Origin of the sequence: Mycobacterium sp. 360MFTsu5.1 (assembly GCF_000383495.1) — a bacterium.
GTDB lineage: Bacteria > Actinomycetota > Actinomycetes > Mycobacteriales > Mycobacteriaceae > Mycobacterium > Mycobacterium mucogenicum_B.
In genome coordinates this window covers 276,178-296,710 of record NZ_KB911465.1, presented here as the reverse complement: position 1 = coordinate 296,710, position 20,533 = coordinate 276,178, and the positions used below count along the sequence as shown (strand labels likewise).

Genomic DNA, 20,533 nt, shown 5'->3' with positions numbered 1-20,533 from the left:
TTCAGCGGTCGGTGCGGGGCCGCGTCAGCCTGAAGCTGTCGACGGCCCGCACCTCGCCGAACGGACCGCTCACCGCGTAGTAGGTGGCGTCCATCGAGGTATTGCCGCCCGGCCGGCCCGGGTCGACATCGAAAGCCACGAAGCCGCAGGGGTTCTCCCGATCGCGGAAGACGGACCAGGGCGCGGCTTCCTCGATGTAGTTCGGCGTCTTCCTGCCGGTGCCGGGATTCACCTCGCCCACGGACATGAGGACGCGGCACCGCGGCTCGGGAAACAGCATCGTGTTCGACGGAATCGACGTGCCGCCCCCGCCGATGACCAGGTGCACGGTGCCCTTGCTGGTGTCGATCGAACCCGATTGTGCGTCAACCGGATTCGGTGTGAGGGTGTCGGTCGGCAAGGTGCCGCGGATCGCATGGCTGCGTTCGTAGTGGTGCTCGTGCCCGCAGACCACGAGGTCGACGTTGAACCGGTCGAAGAGGGGCAGCCAGTTCTCCCGGATGCCGAGGTCGGCGCCGTTGGTCTTGTTGCCCGTGGAGACGGCCGTCTGGTGCATGCACACCACCACCCAGTCGATCTCCTTGTTGCTGCGGGTGCGCTCGAGTTCTTGTTCGAGCCAACGTTTTTGGGCGCCACCGGAGTAGCCGCGCACATACGAGTTGCCGCCGTCCTGGTAGCAGACGTCGTCGTTGGCCAGGATGATCACGCGGACCGAGCCGGCGGTGAAGGCGTACCAGAGTCCACGGAGTTCGGGGTCGGCACCGGAGTCCGGCAGCCCGAAGTAGGCCTGGTAGGCGCCGTAGCCGATCGGGCCGTTGCCCAGCTCGTTCTCGTGATTGCCCGGCGCCGGCATCCACGGTCGGTGCCGCGCGGAGCGGGTGTTGTTCTCGAACCATTCCGACCAGGTGCGAACCCGGTCGTGCGCGAGGTTGGCGTAGCAGAGGTCGCCGTTGACGAGATGAAACAGCGGGGCCAGCCGTTCGACCGCGGTGGTGATGTCACCGGCGGCCGGCGATCCGACGTGATCGCTGCCGAAGGATGCCGCCACCTTGGCGTCGAGCATGGGAGTCGACTGATCGCCGAAGCTGGTGAACCGGATGGGTGCGCGGCCGCGGGGTGCGGTGCGCACCGAGCCCAGTTCGGGACTCGCGCCGTCATGTACGGCGGCGTAGATGTAGTCGGTGTCTGGCGCGAGGCCGGTCAATCGGGCATGGTGGACGCGAATCTCGCTGCGTGACAACGCATCCCGGTAGGTGACGGTCTCGGCCGTGACGATATTGCCGACCCCGTCGTCCGGGGTGCCCACCATGACGTGGGGGTTCTGCACGGCGGCAGCGGTGTGCCAGGACACCACGACCTCGGTGGCCGCGTCGGAGCCGAACTGGGTGTGCAAACCGGTGACCGGTGGCGCGCCGCCGCGGTCGGCCCGCTGCCACAGCATGGGACCGGTGCGCCTGGTCGTGACGTATCCGGTGGCGCCGGCTCCGAGGCCCGCGCCGACGAGAGCCGACGTGCCTCCCACGATCAACGATCTGCGGCTCACGTCCACGACAGCCATCTTGCCTGTGATGCGGACCGCCGGCCCGGCGGCGACGCCGCCCGGCCACGAATCGACGTGTGCTGTTCTCGCTGCGGTAACCGCGCTGGTTCAGCGCCGCTGCAACTCGACGACCGAGATGGCCGGTCGGTCTTCTTCCCCGCTCATCGCAGTCCCAACATCGAACAGGTCAACCACAATCCGGTCACGGCCAGAATCAGGGTGACCGGCGCCGTCACCAGTCCAACGGTGGTGAACTCCCGGGCCCCTGCCGGCATCTCGTCGCGGACGACTTTGCGCCACAACAGGTTCGACAGCGATCCGGGGTAGGTCAGGTTGGGCCCGATGTTCACGCCGATGAGGACCGCCAGCACCGCGACCGGCCCGCCGGCCGCGACGAGCGGCAGCAGCACCAGCACGGCGGGCAGGTTGTTGATCAGATTCGACAGCACCGCCGCGATGGCGGCGATACCGAGCAACGCCGGCAGGGTGGCGCCGTGTGGCAACACCTGCGAGATGACCCGGCCCAGGCCGAGGTCCAGTACGACGCTCACCAGGACGCCCAGCGCCAGCACGGCGACGAGGAACGGCACGTTGGCCGCCCGCACGATGCCCAGGATCGTCTCGTGACCGCGCACGACGGCGCGCACCGCCAGTACCGCGGCACCGGCGAACGCGGCCCACGCCGGTTCCAGACCGAGCAGCGAGGTGGCGCCGAAGCCGATGAGCGTCAGCACCAGCACGGTCAGGACGAAATAGGGGATCTCGGGTGCGGGTGGTGCCGGCCGGTCGGCGGCGCCGGCCTGCAGCTCACGCCGGAAGTACCACCGCAGCAACACATATTCGGCGGCGACGGCGAACAGCCAGGGCAGGGACATTGCCGCGGTGAATCTGGTGAAGCTCAGGCCGGCGGTCGTGAAGGCCAGCAGATTGGTCAGGTTCGACACCGGCAGCAGCAGCGACGCGGTGTTGGCCAGGTGGGCCGCGGCATAGCCGTGTGGCCGTGCCGGTACGCCCAGGGTCCGTGCGGTCGACAGCACGACGGGTGTCAGCAGCACGACGGTGGCATCGAGGCTCAGCACGGCGGTCGTCCCGGCCGCGATGACGAAGACGGTGACCAGGAGCCGGCGTGCCGCCGACTGTCCGGCGCCCCAACTGTGCCGGGCCATGTAGACACCGGCAGCGTGGAACAGCCCTTCGTCGTCGCAGAGTTTGGCCAGCACCAGGACGGCGGCCAGGAACCCGACGACCGGCAGCAATCGGCCGATCTCGTGGAGTGCGGTGTTCACAGCCAGGGATCGGCGGGTTGCCAGAGCGTCGGCAGGTGCAGCGGCAGGCCGTCTTCGGCGGCCAGCCGGCTCAGCACCCGCATCGACACGTTCAGGTCGTCACCGGCGTACGGCAGCGCGCGCAGCGGCTCGTGCAGCGGGCGGAAGAAGTCGTCCCAGTGCGTCAGCACCACCCGGCGCGCACCGACGGTCCGGACCGTCTCGTTCCAGTAGTCGACGAGGTACTGCTCGGGTTGCAGACCGAGCTGACCGATCCCGAGATACACGACCTCGGCGCGTTGTCCGGCGAGGGCACCCGGCACGAACCCGGCGCTGCCGACGGCGAGCAGACGGCGGCCACTGCTGCGGTGATGGATGTGCGTGGACCACGCCTCGCCGCACTTGTACGCCGACGCCCGCACCGGCGGCACCACCGGTGCGGTGATGGTGCCGGGGAAACGGTCGGGTGGGCAGTGGTGCCCGGTGAACAGCGTTACGTCGAAGGCGCCCAACGTGATCGACTCGCCGGGAGTGGCCACCGTCAACTGCGAATCGGGGAGTCCGCCGCCGCGGCCGATGTTCGCGGCCGAGGTGCCGCCCACCAGTTGGGCACCGGTCCGCGCGGCGACGGCCGCGGAGTCCATGGCGTGGTCGAAGTGCGTGTGGACCGGCAGCACGGCGTCGAGCCGGTCGATGCCGAGCCGGTGCAGGCAGCCATCAATGCGTGGTAGCGCGGGGCTCAACTTGCCCAGCCCGACGGCCAAGAGACTCGGCCGGGAGAAGAAGCCGTCGGTCAGCAGCGCCGACGACCCGTCGGACACCAGCATGGTGGTGACGCCGGCCCAGGTGACGGTCAGTGGGGAGTCGGAGCCGGCGGCCGGCTGGTCGAAGTAGCGGGTGTATGCGGCCAGGTCGGGCCGTCCGAGTTTCGGTCGCATCAGCAGAATGCCTCGATCTGTACGTTCTCAGTGGTCAGCCGTTCGCGGACCGCCCGGGCGATGTCGACGGCGTCGGGCGAATCGCCGTGTACACAAATTGATTTCACGGTGATCTTGATGGTGGAACCGTCGACGGCGCCGACGCGACCGGCGGTCACCATGGACGCCACCCGGTCGGCGATGGTCGAGACGTTGTGCAGCACCGCGTTGCGTTGCGTGCGCGGCACCAGCTGTCCGTCGGGGCGATAGGAGCGGTCGGCGAAGGCCTCGGGAACGGTGCGTAACCCGAGTTCGTCGGCGGCGGCGAAGAACGCCGAACCGGCCAGTCCCAACACGGGCAGCGCCGGATCCACGGCGTGCACCGCGGCAGCCACCGCCCGCGCCTGCACGTGATCGGTGACGATCGTGTTGTAAAGGGCGCCATGGGGTTTCACGTAGCTGACGGTCGACCCGGCGACCTGTGCCAGCGCCTGCAACGCGCCGATCTGGTAGATCACCTCGGCGGTCAGGTCTTCGGGGCTGACGTCGATGTAGCGGCGGCCGAAGCCTGCCAGGTCGTTGTAGCCCACCTGAGCACCGATGCGCACGCCGCGCTCGGCGGCCGCGTGACAGACCCGCAGCAGCCCGGCCGGGTCGCCGGCGTGGAACCCGCAGGCGATGTTGGCGCTGGTGACCAGATCGAGCATCGCGTCGTCGTCACCCAGACTCCACACCCCGAAGCTTTCGCCGAGATCGGCATTGAGGTCCACCGCTGACATGTCAGCCAGCCTAGGCTGGCCGCCATGTCCACTCGTGACGACATTCTGATCACCGCGTTCGGCCTCGCCCAGTTGATCGCCGCCGGCGACGTGACGCTGCTCGACGTGCGCTGGCAGCTGGCCAAGCCCGACGGTCGCGACGAGTACCTGGCCGGGCACATCCCCGATGCGGTGTACGTCTCGCTGGAGGACGACCTGTCGGATCACACCGTCACGGGGCGCGGCCGTCATCCGCTGCCGTCGGGCGCCGCGGTGCAGGAGGCCGCGCGTCGCTGGGGCGTGCGGGTCGGCGTGCCGACGGTCATCTACGACGACTGGAACCGTGCCGGCTCGGCGCGCGCCTGGTGGGTGCTGCGCGCGGCGGGCGTCGAGAACGTGCGCATCCTGGACGGTGGGCTGGCCGCGTGGACCACCTCGGGCGGTCCGCTGGACCGCGGCGACGTCGAACCGGCGCCGGGCGACATCACCGTCACGCATCAGGACCTGTACGCCGGTGCCATGCCGACGCTGACCGCCGACGAGGCGGCGGCCCTGGGCCCGCGCCTGGGCGATGTCCGCGCGCCGGAACGGTTCCGCGGCGACGTCGAACCCATCGATCCCATCGCCGGGCACATTCCGGGGGCGATCAACCTGCCCAGCGTGCTGGCGGCCGACGGCACGCTGCGCACCGACGGCGCCGACGTGGATGGCGTGTACTGCGGGTCGGGTGTCACCGCCGCGGTGGCGGTGGCCGCGCTGGCGGCCGCCGGCCGGGACGTGGCGCTGTTCCCCGGTTCGTGGTCGCAGTGGAGCAACGAGCCGGGGCGACCGGTGGGGCGAGCGTAGCGACGGGGTGGTTGATCCTGTTACCGGCGACGGACCCGACCCGCGCCCCAGCACAGCAGGTAGATGCCGAACGAGATCGACGTCACGAATACCGAGACCGGGACGCCTGGGGCGAGGGACAGCACGATGCCGCCGACCGCGGCGATCTCGGCGAACACCACGGAGGCCACCATCGTCGTGACGGGGGAGCTGAACACGCGTCCGGCCGCGGCGGCGGGGGTGATCAACAGCGACATCACCAGCAGTGCCCCGACGATCTGCACGCCCTGCGCGGCCGCGACACCGACCAGTGCGGCGAACACGATGCCCAGCGCCCGCACCGGAACGCCGCGGGCGGCAGCCACTTCCGGGTCGGCGGTGGCGAACAGCAGCGGCCGGTAACAGGCCGCCAGGATCGCGACCACCAACACGGTCACCACCGCCAGCAGTGCCAGACCCGAATAGCCGACGCCGACGATCTGTCCGGTGAGTAACGCGAAACTGGTGCCGGTGCGGCCGGGATACAGGTGGATGAACAACACGGCCAGGCCCAGCCCGAAAGCCAGTACGACACCGATGGCCGAGTCCCGCTCGCGCGAGCGTTGCCCGAGGATGCCGAAAAGGATTGCCGCCAGGGCACTCCCGACGAGGGCGCCGAGGCCGACGTTGAGCCCCGTCAGCAGTGCGAAGGCCGCGCCGGTGAGGGACAGCTCGCTCGAGCCGTGAACGGCGAACGACATCTGCCGCATCACGATGAACGGTCCGATCAGACCACCGAGCAGCGCCAGCAGCGCCGCCGCGAGCACGGCCTGCTGGACGAAATCGCGGCCGAGCAGGTCGGCCGTCAGTGCCGTGTCGACGAAGTTATTCACAGCAGTGTCCGCTCGCATGCTCGGAGTTGTCCACGACCGCACCGTCCTGACCGACGACGACGTACTGTCCGCCGATCTGGGCGACCTGGATGTCGGCGCGGTACAGCGCGGACAGCGTCTCGGACGTCATGACGTCCTCGACGGTGCCGATCCGGAAGCGGCCGTCGACCAGGTACAGCACGCGGTCGACGTACGGCAGCACGGGATTGACCTCGTGGGTGACGAACAGGACCGCGGTACCGGCGTCCTTGCGGCGCTGGTCGATGAGGCTCGACACCAGTTTCGCGTTGGCCGGGTCGAGGTTCAGCAGCGGTTCGTCACACAGCAGCAGTGCGGGGTCGGACGCCAGGGCCTGCGCGATGCGGACCCGTTGCAGTTCGCCGCCGGACATCACCGAGACGGGGACGTCGGCCAGCCGGGCGCCGTCGACCTGGCCGAGTGCCTTGGTCACCACGGCGCGGCGCTGCGCGCGCTTCCGTGGACCGGCGAAACCCCACTGGTGCCCGTCGCAGCCGAGGCCGACGAGGTCGCGGCCGCGCAGCGTCAGCCCGGTGTCCAGTGAGCGGTGCTGCGGCACGTAGCCGATGGCGCCGGTGGTGGTCATCCGGCCGGCCGTCAGCAACTGTTGGCGCAGCAGCACTTTGAGCAGCGAGGTCTTGCCGGTGCCGTTCGGGCCGAGCACCGCGATGAACTCGCCGCGGCGCACCGTCAGATCCAGCCGGTCCCACAGCACGCGGTCGCCGAACGACAGTCGTGCGCCGGTGAGTTCGGCGACCGCTTCAGAAGGCACGGTTACTGATTATCGACCCGGCGCCGCGGCGCTATCGAGCTGGTGGGCCAATGCCTCCGCGGTCTGCCGCTGCCAGGTCAGGAAGTCCTGTCCGGCGGGCAGGGTCTCGGTGACCTCGACGATGGGCACCGCGGCCTTACGCGCGGCGTCCTGCAGCTGCTTGGTGACGGCGGTCTCGGTCTGCTTGTTCACCACCAGTGCGTCGACCTTGTGGCCGTTGATGAGGTCGAGTACCGCGGCCACGTCGGCCGGGGCGGGGTCGTGGCCTTCTTCGGCGGCGGCGGCGAAGCCGTGTGGGGTGTTGTCGACGACGCCCGCGGCAGCCAGCAGGTAATGCGCGACGGGTTCGGTGGAGACGACCGCTGCGCCCGGGTGCTTCTGTCCGATGGCGTGCTCGGTGGCGGCGATCGCGTCGGTCTTCTTGCCGAATTCCGTGGCGTTGGCCCGGTAGGCGTCGGCGTTTGCGGAATCGGACTTGGCCAGGTCCTCGGCGATCTTGGCGGCGACGGCCTTGGCGACGGCCATGTTGTAGAAGACGTGCTCGTTGGCCTCGCCGGGCGCGCTGTGCGGCAGCAGCGAGTACGCGTCCACGGTGGTGACGTTCTTGTGGTTCTTCAACACGTCGTCGGCCCAGTGGTCGTAACCGCCGCCGTTGATGACGACGAGCGACGCGTCGGCGATGGCGGCGGCGTCGGCCGGGGTGGCCTCGTACGAGTGCGGGTCGTCGACGTCGCTGGTCAGGAGGGCCTTGACGTCGGCGTGTCCGCCGGCCACTGCCGTAGCGACGCTGCCCCAGACGTTGGTGGTGGTGACGACCTTGGCGGCGCCGTTGGCGTGGCCGGAGTCGCCTTGCGACCCGCAGGCGGCCAACCCGGTGACCGAGGCCAGCGCAGTGAGGGCGGACAGTGCGATGAGCCTGGTCCGGGTCATGTGTGCTCCTGTGGGCTAGTGTTAATGAAAACCGTTTGCAATAAATCTAGTGCACCGTAGCCGTGCAGCGCGAATCGGATGCGCTAGCGTCACAAATATGCCGAGGAGCCCCAACCCGAGGCGTCGGGCCACGCTGGCCTCGCTCGCTGCTGAGTTGAAGGTCTCGCGCACCACGATCTCGAATGCCTACAACCGGCCGGATCAGCTCTCGCCGGAGCTGCGTGAGCGCGTGCTCGCCGCGGCCAAGGAGATGGGCTACCCCGGCCCCGACCCGGTGGCGCGTTCTCTGCGCACCCGCAGAGCCGGTGCCTTCGGGCTCATGATCACCGAGTCGCTCAACTACTCGTTCCGCGACCCGGCGGCGCTGGATTTCGTTGCCGGACTTGCCGAATCGTGCGAGGAGGCCGGGCAGGGTCTGCTGTTGGTGGCGGCCGGGCCCAACCGGTCGGTCGAGGACGGCACCGCGGCGATACTGTCCGCCGGGGTCGACGGCTTCGCGGTGTACGCGGCCTCGGACGACGATCCGTACCTGCCCGTGGTCCAGCAGCGGGGCGTGCCGATCGTGGTCGTCGACCAGCCGAAGGACGTCCAGGGCGCGTCGCGGGTCTGCATCGACGACCGGGCGGCCATGCGCGGGATCGCGGAATACGTTGTCGGCCTTGGTCATCGGGAGATCGGCCTGCTGACCATGCGGCTCGGGCGGCAGTGGCCGCACGGCGACGCGCAGTCGGCCGTCGCGGACCCCGAGCGGCTCACCTCGCCGCACTTCCACGTGCAGCGCGAGCGCATCCTCGGCGTCTGCGACGCGATGTCCGATGCCGGCCTCAATCCCGGTGCCCTCACAGTGGTCGAGACCTTCGAGCACCTGCCGAGTTCCGGCGGGGCGGCGGCGGCCGTTGCACTGCAAGCAAATCCGCGCATCACGGCGCTGATGTGCACTGCCGACGTGCTGGCGCTCTCGGCGATGGACCACCTGCGATCGCGCGGTATCTACGTGCCCGGCCAGATGACCGTCACCGGATTCGACGGTGTCCCCGAGGCACTGGCGCGCGGCCTGACGACCGTCGCGCAGCCCAGCCTGGAGAAGGGCCGCCGGGCCGGATACCTGTTGAACAATCCGCCGCGGTCCGGGATCCCGGTGATCGAGGTGCTCGACACCGAACTGGTCCGCGGCCGCACCTCGGGCCCGCCCGCCTAACCCGCCCGGCGCGCCGCCAGGTACGCCAGCGCCTCCGCGACGTCCTCAGGGGAGTCGACGCGGTACTGCGCGGCCGACGGCCCCGGACCGACCTTCACGCCGACGTCGCCGTCGCGCAGCCGGGCGAAGGCCTTTTCGTCGGTGACGTCGTCGCCCAGAAAGACCACGGCGGTCGCGCCGTCGCGCTCCCGCAGGACGTCGATGGCCGAGCCCTTGTTGGTGGTGACCACCGCGAACTCCAGCACCGCCTTGCCCTCGGTGGGCTCGGCGGCCCACTGCGTCCCCGCCTTGCGCGCAGCGGCGAGGGCGGCCTCGCCGTCGGCCGCCGTGGCGTTGCGTACGTGCAGGGCGGCGCTGGCCGGTTTGGTCTCGACTGCCGTGCCCGGGTACCGGCTTGCGATCTCGGTGAGCGAATCCACGATCTCGGCCAGCAGCGCGGTGTCGACGGTCTGCGTGAAGCCGGTGTTGAACTCCGCGCCGTGACTGCCCACGAGGTGCACCGAGTCTGGCATGCCGGACAGCTCGCGCAGGACGTCGAGGGCACGTCCTGACACCAGCGCGACGAAGGTGTCCGGCAGGGCCGCCAGGTCGAGCAGGGCGGCCGATCCGGCGGGTAGAGCCCGCGCGTCGGCAGGGTTGTTCACGATCGGCGACAGCGTGCCGTCGAAATCCGAGGTGACGAGCAGTCGGGGGGTGGCGGCGACGGTGTCGAGCGCCGCGATCAGATCAGCCGGGAGCACCGGTCAGACTTTAGGGTGCTCCCCGTCACCGATCAGCAGCCGGACCGCCAGATCGAGCCGCTTGCTCACGTCGGTGGCCGAGGCGCGTCGGGTGAGCCAGGCCAGCAGGTTCGACAGCCACACGTCGGAGATGACGCGGGCGATGTGGTACTGGTCCTCGGTGGGCTCGCCCTCGCTCATGGCGCGCGCGAACATCGAGTCCATGAGCTTGCCGACGTGATCAACCTCACCGGCCGCGGAGGCGTCGGCGAACACGAATGCACGCGTCATGGCCTCGGTCAGCAGCGGGTTGCGCTGCATCGACCGGTTCAGCTTGCCGACCATCGCATTGAGCCGCTGGTACGGCGTGCCACCGGTCAGCGCGGCACGATCGGTCTTGGCGTCGATGCGTTCGAACTCGCGGCCCAGCGCCGACACCAGCAGGTGCACCTTGGACGGGAAGTAGCGGTACAGCGTGCCGACGGCGACGTCGGCACGTTCTGCCACCGCACGCATCTGAACTGCCTCGTAGCCGCCCTTGGAGGCGATCGCCAGGGTGGCATCGAGAATGCGCTTGCGCCGCTCGCGCTGCGCTTCGGAGCCGAGCTCGGATTCGGCGAGTACAGCCATGGTCGTCACCTCCCTCGGGCGAACAGCGGAATCGGACTCGGGTGTTGCTGGCGTCGGCATGCGGCGGTCAGCTCCTTCGGGTAGCGCATTGGGTGAAAACGATACGCAAAGTGATCGGTAATTTCCCACCTCCAGGCGCCCCGGGACACCCAAGTGTCCTGCTGTAATGGCGATCGACTTGACGTCTGATTGCTGTCACCATTAGAACACGTTCTAGTGAGAAGCGTGTTCTTCTCGCCCAAACGCTAGGAGCGCATGGTGTCCATCACTTCCACAACCGTCGATGCGGAGCGGGCCGAGGTTCGCGAAATGGTCCGTAGCTGGGCTGTCGCGTCGGGTTCGATCGCCGCGGTCCGCGCTGCCGAGGAGAATAGCGCTGACGCCTGGCGGGGCCCGTATGACGGTCTTGTCGAACTAGGGACCTTCGGCGTCGCGGTGCCCGAGGACCTCGGCGGCGCCGGCGGGTCCATCGCCGACCTGTGCGTGATGGTCGACGAAGCCGCTGCGGCGCTGGTGCCCGGCCCCGTCGCCACCACCGCCCTGGCAACTCTCGTCATCACCGACGCCGGGCTGTTGGAGGCGCTGGCCTCCGGGCAGCGCACCGCAGGCCTGGCCCTGAGCTCCGACATCGCCTTCGACGGGCAGACCGCCACCGGCACCGCCAAGTTTGTCCTGGGCGCCCTGCCCGACGGCCTGCTGATCCTGCCCGCAGGCGACGTCTGGCTGCTCGTCGACGCCACCGTGGCCGGCGTCACCGTCACGCCGCTCGAGGCCACCGACTTCTCACGCCCGCTGGCCCGCGTCGAGCTGGCCGGCGCCGCGGCGACCGCCCTCGACGCGCCAGTGGCCGATCTGGCCGTGACGGTGCTGGCCGCCGAGGCCGCGGGCCTGGCCCGCTGGCAGCTCGAGACGGCCGCCGACTACGCCAAGGTGCGTGAGCAGTTCGGCAAGCCGATCGGCAGCTTCCAGGCCGTCAAGCACATGTGCGCCGAGATGCTGCTGCGTTCGCAGCAGGTTGCGGTCGCCGCGAGCGACGTCGCCGAGGCCGCCGTCGAAGGCGACGCCACGCAACTCTCCATCGCCGCCGCGGTGGCTGCCGCGGCCGCCATCGACGCCGCGAAACACAATGGGCGCGACTGCATTCAGGTCCTGGGCGGCATCGGCTTCACCTGGGAGCACGACGCCCATCTGTACCTGCGGCGCGCGTACGCCACCGCGCAGATTCTCGGTGGCCACGGCACGTGGCTGCGCCGCGTGGCGGCGCTGACCCGCTCGGGGCTGCGTCGCCAGTTGCACGTCGACACCGGTGCGGCCGAGACGATCCGTCCCGAGATCGCCGCCACCGTCGCCCAGATCGCCGCGCTGCCCGTCGAGAAGCATCAGGCCGCGCTGGCCGAGGCCGGGCTGATGGCGCCGCACTGGCCCGCGCCGTACGGCCGTGCCGCGTCGCCGGGCGAGCAGCTCGTGATCGACGACGAGCTCAGCGCCGCAGGCGTTGTGCGCCCGGACATTTCGATCGGCTGGTGGGCCGCGCCGACCATCCTGGGGCACGGCACCCCCGAGCAGATCGACCGCTTCATCCCCGGCACGCTGACCGGCGACGTGTACTGGTGCCAGCTGTTCAGCGAGCCCGGCGCCGGCTCGGACCTGGCGGCCCTGCGCACCAAGGCCGTCAAGGTCGACGGTGGCTGGAAGCTCACCGGCCAGAAGGTGTGGACCTCCAACGCGCACCGCGCCAACTGGGGGATCTGCCTGGCGCGCACCAACCCTGACGCGCCGAAGCACAAGGGCATCACCTACTTCGTGGTCGACATGAGCTCGCCCGGCATCGACATCCGTCCGCTGCGCGAGATCACCGGCGAGGCGCTGTTCAACGAGGTCTTCCTGGACGACCTGTTCGTGCCGGACGACTGCGTCATCGGCCCCGTCGACGGCGGCTGGGCCCTGGCCCGCACCACGCTGGCCAACGAACGCGTCGCCATGGCCGCCGGTGGCGCCCTGGACAAGGGCATGGAGCACCTGCTGGACGTGCTCGGTGACCGCGAGTTGGACGCCGCCGAATCGGAACGCCTTGGCGCACTTATCGTTGCGGCCCAGGTGGGTTCACTGCTGGATCAGTTGACGGCGCAGATGGCCGTCGGTGGCCACGATCCGGGTGCGCCGTCGAGCGTGCGCAAGCTGATCGGCGTGCGCTACCGCCAGACGCTGGCCGAGACCATCATGGATGCCCACGACGGTTCGGGCATCGAGGATTCGCCCGACGTCCGGTACTTCCTCAACACCCGCTGCCTGTCGATTGCCGGTGGCACGGAACAGATTCTGCTGACCGTGGCCGGCGAGCGCCTGTTGGGCCTGCCGCGCTAGCGGCCCCTGCGGAAGTCCCTCGGGGTCAGGCCGACGCGCTGCCGGAATGTGGTGGCGAAGTGGTTGGGCGTCGAAAACCCCACCGCCGCACTGATTTCGGTGATCGACAACCGGGTCGACGACAGTAGCGTCTTGGCGCGGTCGATGCGGCGGTCGAGCAGGAACTGGTACGGCGTGGTGTGGAACGCACCGCGGAATGCCTTGATGAACGTCGCCACGGACATCTGGGCAAGGTGCGCAAGCGATTCCAGGTTGATGTCGGTTTCGAGGCTGGTCTCCAGGAATTCGACGATCGACTCGCGCGCCGACGGGGGCAGGGTGTCACGCTCGGATTCCGTGGCCGGTGGCGTCGTCGTGTAGGTGTCCCGGATCAGCAATCGCAGTGTCTCGCCGGCGGAGTCGAGCAGCAGCCGGGCGAGCGCGTCGTCGCGGCCCGCGACGCTGCGAATCTTGGTCACCAGCTGCAGGATCAGCGGATCGTGATGCTTGCGCCGCGGGACGTGCACCACCTCGCCGAGTGCGTTCTCGGGTATCGAGATTTCGCAGAAGCCCGAGATGTCTCCCGTGACGACCGAGGTGCAGCGCACGCCCGCCGGTACCACCCAGGTATCGCCGATGCGCGGCAGCGTGCGATCGGTCGGGCCCCAGTCCAGGTTGGTCTCCATGGATCGCAGTTCGCCATGTCGGTGGACGTAGATCAGATGGCGACTCGAATCGTGACAGCACCAGTCGGCGGGCTGCTCGATGCGCTCGGTGGCGAATCGCAGCGACATGCCGCGACTGTCGACGGACCTCTCGCCGACGACGATGCGGGGCGTCATGGGGCGGTCGTCATTCCATGGCTTGAGTGCCATGCCGAACCTCCGAATGTCCAGCTTGGCCATGATCATGCGCCCCGGGCCAGCGGCTCAGGAGAGTTTTCTCCGAAAATCCTGTGAGAAATCGTCGAGAGCGTCAATACCGTGGTGAGCAGAAATTAGAACTTGTTGCAGATTTTGAATGTTTGTTTTCGGCTTGGTCACTACCGTCTGCGCGGCCAGAAGTGCTGACACCTCAGAGTCCAAGGAGAACGTATGGCATTCGAGTTGCGCCGATATTCGACTGCGGGGATCGCGCTGGCATCCGCCGGCGTCATCGCTCTAAGTCCGCTGACGATTCCGTCGCCGGACCTTCACCTACCGGCGCCGACGACCGTCGCATCGACCCGGACCGTGGACCTCACCGGGTTCGTCAACCCGCTCGCGGTGTGGGGTGACGTGCTGACGACGACGCTCACTGACATCGGGAAGCTGGGGCAGGCGTTCGCTGCCGACCCGTTCCCCCTCGCGAAACAGGTGATCGCCAATCAGATCCGGTACGCGAACCAGATCCTGACGATCGGCCAGGGCATGGCCAAGGGTCTGATCAACTGGGCGAACACCGTCCCTGATTCCCTGCGGACCATGGCACAGCAGCTGGCTGCCGGCCAGGTCTCCGATGCGGTGATGTCGGGTTGGGGCATCTTCGTGAACGGCGTCGTCGGCGTCATGTTCCCGGTTCTGGGGCTCGACATCCCGCAGCAGGTCACACAGAACGTCGCCAACGTGGTCAAGGCGCTCACCCCGGTTATCGCCCAGGTGGGGTTTGCGGTGCTGAACACCATGTACCAAGCTACCGACGCCTTCGGTGACATCGCTCAGAACTTCTACAACGCCGCCAAGGTCGGGGATATCGTCACCGCCGCAAGCGAATTGATCAATGCTCCGGCAAACCTGACAGGGGCCGTGCTGAACGGGTGGGGCGAAGGCAGTAAGGGCGTGTACGGCATCTTCGGGTCGTTCGGGGTCGTCGCCGCGGTGATGCAGGGGTTCAAGACGATTGCCGATGCCATCAAGCCGCCGGCTCCGGAGGCTCCGGTGGCGGCGACCGTGGATGGCCCGGCCGCGGTGCCGGCCTCGGCCAGCAAGGCGCTGGCGTCGGAGACCACCGCTGCGGTGGACACGGCTGCGACAGTGAAGGAAGCTCCGGAGAAAGCCAAAGCGCCTGTGGCCAAGGCAGATCCGAAGACCGTAACCCCGGTCGCGACCGAGGCGGAGACTCCGAAGACGGAACAGGTGAAGGTTGCCGAGCCGGTGAAGACGGAGCCGGTGAAGGTGGAGGTGTCGACGCCCGCTGCCGACCCGGTGTCGGCCGAACCGGTCAAGGTCGAGACCACGAAACCGGTTCACAACGACACCACCACGTCCGAGTCGGGGACCAAGGCGGCAGGTTCAACCTCGTCTGACGCCGATGCGGCAGGCAAGTCGGATAAGTCGGACAAGCCGGCCGGGAATGGGCAGGAGGCCGAGAAGGCACCGAAGGCGCAGAAGACCCCGAAGGCGCCAAAGGTCGCCAAGCAGCCGAAGAAGGCGTCGTCGACGCAGCAGTCAGCCAACGCGGGTTAGATGGGGGGACGAGATCGGCGAAATGGTTGCGAAAGCCCTTCGGTGAGCGACCATTTCGTCGATCTCGGCTGGTGTCGCATGCGGCACCAGCCGCGCCTCAGGTCAGGGGACCACGAAATCGGTGACCACGTGGTCGAGCGGATGGTGGTTGGCATCCGCGAGGATGATCTCCACCTTGTGCGGTCCGTGCGGCAAGCCGACCAGGATCACCGGTTCACCGCTGGCGTCCGCCCAGTGCCACGGGGCCCCGTCGACGACGACGTGGATGTGGCCGATGCGCGGAGTCACCTTGAGTGCCTCGGGGCCGAAAACCGGTTCGATGCGCAGGTTTTCGGCGCGGTATTGGATGAATACCTGCCCTTTGGCGAGAGCCTCGGGAACTGGCGGATCGACGATCAGCTTGGCTGGCGGCTGCGGCTCGGTCAGCGGCACCACTCCCGGAGGGCCGAGCACGTCCGCGGCGCTGGGTCCTCCGGCGGCGCGCGAAGTCGTGGGGGGAGAAGAACTCTCGTGACTCGCGTGGTCCGAGCTCTCGACGGTCGTGCCACATGATGCGATGAGCCCCGCAGTGGCCGCGATGACCGCACAGCCAATGAGGCGCGGCAGCTTCGTCATTCGTTTCCCTTCTGAATTTTCTGACACCGGCGGATGCGGTGATTCACCGGGCGAGAAAGCGGCTCTGACAGTAGTCGGAAAGTGCTGCGCCGGTTGCTCCGACCGCTCCCGCCGTGCCGAGCACGATCACCGTTGCGACGGTCGGCGGGTGCCCCGAATAGAAGAAGCTGGTGATGCCGAGAAAGTATGCGGGCGGATAGTTGAAACATGGGCAGCGCTCGCAGACACATGACGATGGCGACCAGGGCGAATATCGCAATGCCGGTGGCGGCCAGACCGAGTGATGGCTGCAGACGATTGATCACCAAGGTCGTTCCGGCGCCGAAGGCCAGGCCGACCACGTACGACGCCAGATTGGCATAGCGGTGACGCACGGTTTCGCCGGTGACGCCGTAGGCGACCCAGCCGAGAAACATCGCAGGAGCCGAGAGCATCGCCCAATTCGTACCGAACGTGACGACGGCCGCGACGCCGGCGACTACCAGCGTGATGGAGTGGAACGGGATCGCGGGCATTCTGGCCGTGCCGGTTGAGGTGATGCTCACGTGTGTCTCCTGGTGGTTGGTCAGTGCGGCTTCCGTTGGTGGAGTTGACATTTCGGTGTGGGGCCGAGTCTGGTCAGGCCACGCTGAGCGCGACGTCGATGTTGCCTCGGGTGGCCTTGGAATACGGGCAGGTTTGATGTGCGGCCTCCACGATGGCCAGGGCCGTGTCCCGCTCGACGCCGGGCAGGCTGACGTTCAGGCGCGCCCGTAGGAAGTAGTCGCCGTCGATGTTGCAGAGGTCGACTTCGGCGTCGACAGCGGTATCGGCGGGCAGTTTGACGTTCGTCTTGCCGGCCGCGATGTGCATTGCGCCGATGAAGCATGCGGACCATCCCGCCGCGAACAGCTGCTCGGGATTGGTGCCGGCCCGATTGCTGCCCGGGGGATCGAGGCGGATATCGAGCCGTCCGTCGGAACTCTGGGCGTGTCCGTCACGGCCGCCCGTGGTGTGGGTCTTGCCGGTGTAGAGGACGGCGTCGTGGGTGCTGGTGCTCATGTGTGGCTCCTTGGGGACGAAGGTCGAAGATTAATCGCATCCGATTAACTCGGATGCGATGAGACTATCGCAAGGCGTCGAGATGTCAACCCATCCGATTGAATCGCATCCGATAGAATCGCTTCGGATGTCACTGAAAGCGTCAGGAGTTGTCGATGACTGTCGAGCGCCCAACTGAGGCCGCCGGTCCCCGGCTTGCCGACTTCATGTGCTTTGCGATCTATTCGGCGAATCTCGCCTACGGCAAGGCGTACAAGCCGATCCTCGACGAGCTCGGCGTCACATATACCCAGTACATCGCCATCGTCGCGCTCTGGGAGAACGATCATCAAACCGTCCGCAGCCTGGGCGAAAACCTGTTCCTGGAGTCGAACACGCTGACGCCGATCCTCAAGAAGCTCGAGTCCCAGGGGTACGTGCGCCGCCAGCGCGATCCGTCCGACGAGCGTCAGGTCATCGTCAGCCTCACGGACGCGGGCCGGGCGCTGCGTGAGAAGGCCCTGCCGATGAACCTGGTGGCAGCGACCGGCTTGCCGTCCGAAGAGTTCGACAAGCTGCAAAAGGCTGTAGTCACTCTGCGCGACAACCTTCGCGAGCACGCGCAGACGCACTCACGGTGACCTCGAGGCGAGTCCCCAGTGGCGGCGGCGCGCCTGTCAGCGCTCGGATCTGCAGATTCGGCGACGTAAGGTAATGGACTCGTAAGTCCAGAAAATACACGCCAAGATGTCCAGGCGACCTCATCGAATCGAAAGGCTGACGTGGACATCGGACAATTCGGTTTGTGGCAGCCCGCCCACGTAACCACACCGGAAATGGCGGAAAAGATTGAGCAGCTTGGGTATTCAGCGGTGTGGCTCGGCGGCCCGGATGTAGATCTCAGCGGGATCGACGACCTTCTGGCGGCAACGCGACGCCTGGTCGTGGGCACCAGCATCTATAACGTCTACAACGGGGATGCGAAGCGGCTTGTCGAAGCGTATCGACGTATCGAACAGAAATTCCCGGATCGACTGCTGATCGGGATCGGCGTCGGGCATCCCGAGCAGACCGTCGGCTATGGCACGCCGATGGCGGCGATGCGGTCCTTCCTCGATGAGTTGGACGCCTGTTCGTTGCCCCGGGATCGGCGCGCCCTGGCCGCTCTCGGGCCGAAGATGATGCAGCTCGCGCATGATCGTGCCGGTGGCGCGGTGCCCTATCTGGTGACGGCGGAGCATACTCGTCGGGCCCGTGCGGCACTCGGTCCCCGGAAATTCCTTGCACCCGAACACAAGGTGGTCCTCGACACCGACGCAGCCCATGCCCGCGACCTGGCGCGGCCTCGCATCAAGCATCCGTACCTGGGTCTGGTGAACTATCGGAACAACCTGCGTAGGTTGGGTTTTGCCGACGAGGACCTTGCCGCGAACGGCAGTGACCGTCTGATCGACGCTCTGGCGCTGCACGGTACACCGGCCGAGATTGTTCGTGGCCTGCGAGCGCACCTGGATGCGGGTGCTGACCACGTGCAGATTCAGGTCATTGGCGAGCAGTCAACCCCGTATGACGCCATGCCGGATGTGCTGCTTCAGGTGTATGACGACGCGATATTTCGGACTTACGAAACACTTGCCGACGCACTCGAAATCCTGCCCTGACCGCGTCGAGTCTGCTAGCGCCGCATGCGGTGCGCGCCGGCGACGATGGCGTCGTGCAGCGCGATCTCGGCGTCGGATGGCGTGCTCCGCCGGTGCAGCAGGACGAATTCCAGGTGGCCGAGGTTCGGTAGCCGGCTGTCGGTGATCGGTTGAAGTCCCTGTGGCAGAACCGATTCGGAGTGCGCGATGATGCCGAGCCCGGCGAGTGCCGCGGCCTGCAGGCCGAGCAGGCTGTCGCTGACGCACGCGACGCGCCAACTGCGGCGCTCGCGTTCCAGTTCGCGTAGTGCGATGTGCCGGGTCAGGCTCGGCGGCGGGTACGTCACGATCGGCACCGGGTCGGTGATGTCGGTCGGCCCGGGGCGGCCGGCCCACACGAGGCGATCGCGCCACAGCAGTTCGCCGTGTTGTTCGCCGGGCAGTCGTTTGGCCACCATGAGGTCCAATTCGCCTGCCGCCATGCGGGTTTTCAGGTTCTCGCTCAGGCCCACGACCAGTTCCAGGTCGACGCCGGGGTAGGACCGCCGGAACTCGACCAGCACATCCGAGAGCATGCGGCCGACCAGATCGTCCGAGGCGCCCAGCCGGATGAGGCCCGTGGGTTGGGATTCGGAGAAGTAGCGGTCGGCCTTGGTCTGCGCGTCCAAGATGTCGTGCGCGAACCCCACCATCGCGGCGCCGTCGGCGGTGAGGGCCAGGTTACGGGTGTCGCGCCGGAACAGCTCGCGGCCGACGGCCTGCTCCAGACGGGCGATGTGCCCGCTCACCGTCGACTGGCGCAGGCCCAGCAGGCGGCCGGCCGCGGTGAATCCGCCGGCGCGATCTACCGCGAGGAAGGTGCGCAGCAGTTCGGGGTCCAACATATTGATCACAATATCCGTTCAGAGATATCGGATATATCGCCTGGCGCTATGAGTTGCGGCGGCAGTACGTTTTTCCGGTGAACCTGCTCGCCAAGCTCCGCATCGACGGCTTCCTGCTCGGGCTGTTCGCCGCGATGGCCATCGGCGTGCTGCTTCCCGCCCGCGGCGACGCCGGCCAGGCGGTCGAGACGGCGACAAAAGTCGCGATCGCGGTGTTGTTCCTGCTGTACGGCACCCGCCTGGAGCCGCGCGAGGCGCTCGAAGGGCTGAAGCACTGGCGGCTGCACACCACGGTGCTGGCGGCGACCTTTGTGCTGTTCCCGTTGCTCGGGCTGGCGATGAAGGTGCTCGTGCCGTCGGTTCTGACCGACGATCTCTACGTCGGCATGCTGTATCTGTGCCTGCTGCCGTCCACGGTGCAGTCATCCATCGCGTTCACTTCGATCGCCCGCGGCAACGTCGCGGCGGCCGTCGTCAGTGCATCGGCGTCGAACCTGCTGGGCATCTTCCTCACCCCGTTGTTGGTGACCCTGCTGATGCAGACCACCGGCGCCGCCACGGTGTCGGTGCACTCGGTCCTCGAGATCGTCGTGCAGCTGTTGCTGCCGTTCGTCGCCGGCCAGCTGTTGCGGTCCAGGCTGCACCGCGTGCTGGCGCACACCACGCTCACCAAGGTCGTCGACCGCGGTTCGGTCTACCTCGTCGTCTATGCGGCGTTCAGTGCCGGTATGGCCGAACACATCTGGACGGGAATGAAGGTCACCAACGTGCTCGCGGTGATCGCGGTCAGCGTGGTGCTGCTCGCCGTGGTGCTCGGCATCACCGCCGGGGTGGCGCGGCTGCTGAAGTTCGATCGCGCCGACCGCATCGTGATCGTCTTCTGCGGATCGAAGAAGAGCCTCGCCACCGGATTGCCGATGGCCACTGTGCTGTTCGCCGGACATCCGATCGGCCTGATCGTGTTGCCGCTCATGATCTTCCACCAGATTCAGCTCATCACCTGCGCGATGCTGGCCGGGCGGTGGGGGCGGCAGGCCGACGCCGAGGCGGCGGAAGAAGAGCTCGCGGCCGCGCAGCGCTGATACCAGCAGCGGCACGCTCGGGTGTGCCGCGCGAGTGAATAACCTCCTGGGAACCGATAGC

21 protein-coding genes are annotated in these 20,533 nt (G+C 67.8%); 7 read left to right on the top strand and 14 right to left on the bottom strand.

The annotated features are described in order from the left end of the window. Position 1 precedes the first annotated feature (1 nt). The 4 genes from H289_RS0111185 to H289_RS0111170 form a co-directional block, all read right to left on the bottom strand. Complete coding sequence (locus tag H289_RS0111185; protein WP_020100882.1) at positions 2–1,558, bottom strand: fibronectin type III domain-containing protein; 1,557 nt, start codon at positions 1,556–1,558, stop codon at positions 2–4. A 143-nt stretch (positions 1,559–1,701) separates the two neighbouring features. After that, on the bottom strand, positions 1,702–2,850 hold the full coding sequence (locus tag H289_RS30340) for an SLC13 family permease (protein WP_155944106.1): 1,149 nt from the start codon (positions 2,848–2,850) through the stop codon (positions 1,702–1,704). Continuing rightward, positions 2,823–3,743: an MBL fold metallo-hydrolase gene (locus H289_RS0111175; RefSeq protein ID WP_020100880.1), complete on the bottom strand. Its 921-nt coding sequence runs from the start codon at positions 3,741–3,743 to the stop codon at positions 2,823–2,825. The genes H289_RS30340 and H289_RS0111175 overlap by 28 nt, the downstream gene beginning before the upstream one ends. Continuing rightward, positions 3,743–4,501, bottom strand: a complete 759-nt coding sequence (locus H289_RS0111170) for a LamB/YcsF family protein (protein ID WP_020100879.1) — start codon at positions 4,499–4,501, stop codon at positions 3,743–3,745. Before H289_RS0111170 ends, H289_RS0111175 begins: the two co-directional genes overlap by 1 nt. A 24-nt stretch (positions 4,502–4,525) precedes the next feature. On the opposite strand from H289_RS0111170, the gene H289_RS0111165 reads away from it, so the two are divergent. After that, on the top strand, positions 4,526–5,326 hold the full coding sequence (locus H289_RS0111165) for a sulfurtransferase (RefSeq protein ID WP_020100878.1): 801 nt from the start codon (positions 4,526–4,528) through the stop codon (positions 5,324–5,326). 20 nt (positions 5,327–5,346) lie between these two features. Here the strand turns inward: H289_RS0111165 and H289_RS0111160 are convergent, their stop codons facing one another. The 3 genes from H289_RS0111160 to H289_RS0111150 are packed head-to-tail and all read right to left on the bottom strand — an operon-like array spanning position 5,347 to position 7,897. Further along, positions 5,347–6,177 (bottom strand): metal ABC transporter permease, encoded by an 831-nt coding sequence (locus H289_RS0111160; RefSeq protein ID WP_020100877.1) that lies wholly within the window; start codon positions 6,175–6,177, stop codon positions 5,347–5,349. After that, complete coding sequence (locus tag H289_RS0111155) at positions 6,170–6,967, bottom strand: metal ABC transporter ATP-binding protein (RefSeq protein WP_020100876.1); 798 nt, start codon at positions 6,965–6,967, stop codon at positions 6,170–6,172. Before H289_RS0111155 ends, H289_RS0111160 begins: the two co-directional genes overlap by 8 nt. A 9-nt stretch (positions 6,968–6,976) precedes the next feature. Further along, complete coding sequence (locus tag H289_RS0111150) at positions 6,977–7,897, bottom strand: metal ABC transporter solute-binding protein, Zn/Mn family (protein WP_020100875.1); 921 nt, start codon at positions 7,895–7,897, stop codon at positions 6,977–6,979. 97 nt (positions 7,898–7,994) lie between these two features. Between H289_RS0111150 and H289_RS0111145 the strand changes: the two genes are divergently transcribed. Continuing rightward, complete coding sequence (locus H289_RS0111145) at positions 7,995–9,095, top strand: Rv3575c family transcriptional regulator (RefSeq protein WP_029105091.1); 1,101 nt, start codon at positions 7,995–7,997, stop codon at positions 9,093–9,095. Here the strand turns inward: H289_RS0111145 and otsB are convergent. Then, positions 9,092–9,835, bottom strand: a complete 744-nt coding sequence (gene otsB / locus H289_RS0111140) for a trehalose-phosphatase (RefSeq protein ID WP_020100873.1) — start codon at positions 9,833–9,835, stop codon at positions 9,092–9,094. The genes H289_RS0111145 and otsB overlap by 4 nt on opposite strands. A gap of 3 nt (positions 9,836–9,838) precedes the next feature. Then, a complete protein-coding gene (gene kstR, locus H289_RS0111135) occupies positions 9,839–10,444 on the bottom strand; it encodes a cholesterol catabolism transcriptional regulator KstR (RefSeq protein ID WP_177127349.1) in 606 nt (201 codons plus the stop codon). Between the two features lie 255 nt (positions 10,445–10,699). Between kstR and H289_RS0111130 the strand changes: the two genes are divergently transcribed. Then, positions 10,700–12,808: an acyl-CoA dehydrogenase family protein gene (locus H289_RS0111130; protein ID WP_020100871.1), complete on the top strand. Its 2,109-nt coding sequence runs from the start codon at positions 10,700–10,702 to the stop codon at positions 12,806–12,808. Here the strand turns inward: H289_RS0111130 and H289_RS0111125 are convergent. Continuing rightward, on the bottom strand, positions 12,805–13,662 hold the full coding sequence (locus H289_RS0111125; RefSeq protein WP_051128470.1) for a helix-turn-helix transcriptional regulator: 858 nt from the start codon (positions 13,660–13,662) through the stop codon (positions 12,805–12,807). The genes H289_RS0111130 and H289_RS0111125 overlap by 4 nt on opposite strands. Before the next feature lie 219 nt (positions 13,663–13,881). Here H289_RS0111125 and H289_RS0111120 point away from each other — a divergent pair, with 219 nt between their 5' ends. Next, positions 13,882–15,231, top strand: a complete 1,350-nt coding sequence (locus H289_RS0111120; protein WP_020100869.1) for a hypothetical protein — start codon at positions 13,882–13,884, stop codon at positions 15,229–15,231. 102 nt (positions 15,232–15,333) lie between these two features. Here H289_RS0111120 and H289_RS0111115 read toward each other — a convergent pair whose 3' ends face one another. From H289_RS0111115 to H289_RS0111105, 3 genes are all read right to left on the bottom strand, one after another. Continuing rightward, positions 15,334–15,846 carry a DUF6130 family protein gene (locus H289_RS0111115; RefSeq protein ID WP_196810016.1) on the bottom strand — a complete coding sequence of 171 codons (513 nt, stop codon included), beginning with the start codon at positions 15,844–15,846 and terminating at the stop codon, positions 15,334–15,336. After that, entirely contained in the window at positions 15,843–16,391 is a 549-nt protein-coding gene (locus H289_RS30335) for a DUF1097 domain-containing protein (protein ID WP_051128455.1), read from the bottom strand. The genes H289_RS0111115 and H289_RS30335 overlap by 4 nt, the downstream gene beginning before the upstream one ends. A gap of 73 nt (positions 16,392–16,464) precedes the next feature. Beyond that, on the bottom strand, positions 16,465–16,887 hold the full coding sequence (locus H289_RS0111105) for an organic hydroperoxide resistance protein (protein WP_020100867.1): 423 nt from the start codon (positions 16,885–16,887) through the stop codon (positions 16,465–16,467). A 155-nt stretch (positions 16,888–17,042) separates the two neighbouring features. Between H289_RS0111105 and H289_RS0111100 the strand changes: the two genes are divergently transcribed. Beyond that, complete coding sequence (locus H289_RS0111100; protein ID WP_020100866.1) at positions 17,043–17,507, top strand: MarR family winged helix-turn-helix transcriptional regulator; 465 nt, start codon at positions 17,043–17,045, stop codon at positions 17,505–17,507. 141 nt (positions 17,508–17,648) lie between these two features. Continuing rightward, entirely contained in the window at positions 17,649–18,527 is an 879-nt protein-coding gene (locus H289_RS0111095; protein ID WP_020100865.1) for a TIGR03620 family F420-dependent LLM class oxidoreductase, read from the top strand. Positions 18,528–18,541: 14 nt separating this feature from the next. On the opposite strand, the gene H289_RS0111090 is transcribed toward H289_RS0111095, so the two are convergent. Beyond that, positions 18,542–19,396 carry a LysR family transcriptional regulator gene (locus H289_RS0111090; protein WP_029105088.1) on the bottom strand — a complete coding sequence of 285 codons (855 nt, stop codon included), beginning with the start codon at positions 19,394–19,396 and terminating at the stop codon, positions 18,542–18,544. Positions 19,397–19,467: 71 nt separating this feature from the next. Here H289_RS0111090 and H289_RS0111085 point away from each other — a divergent pair, with 71 nt between their 5' ends. Continuing rightward, on the top strand, positions 19,468–20,472 hold the full coding sequence (locus H289_RS0111085; RefSeq protein WP_029105087.1) for a bile acid:sodium symporter family protein: 1,005 nt from the start codon (positions 19,468–19,470) through the stop codon (positions 20,470–20,472). Positions 20,473–20,533: the final 61 nt, after the last annotated feature.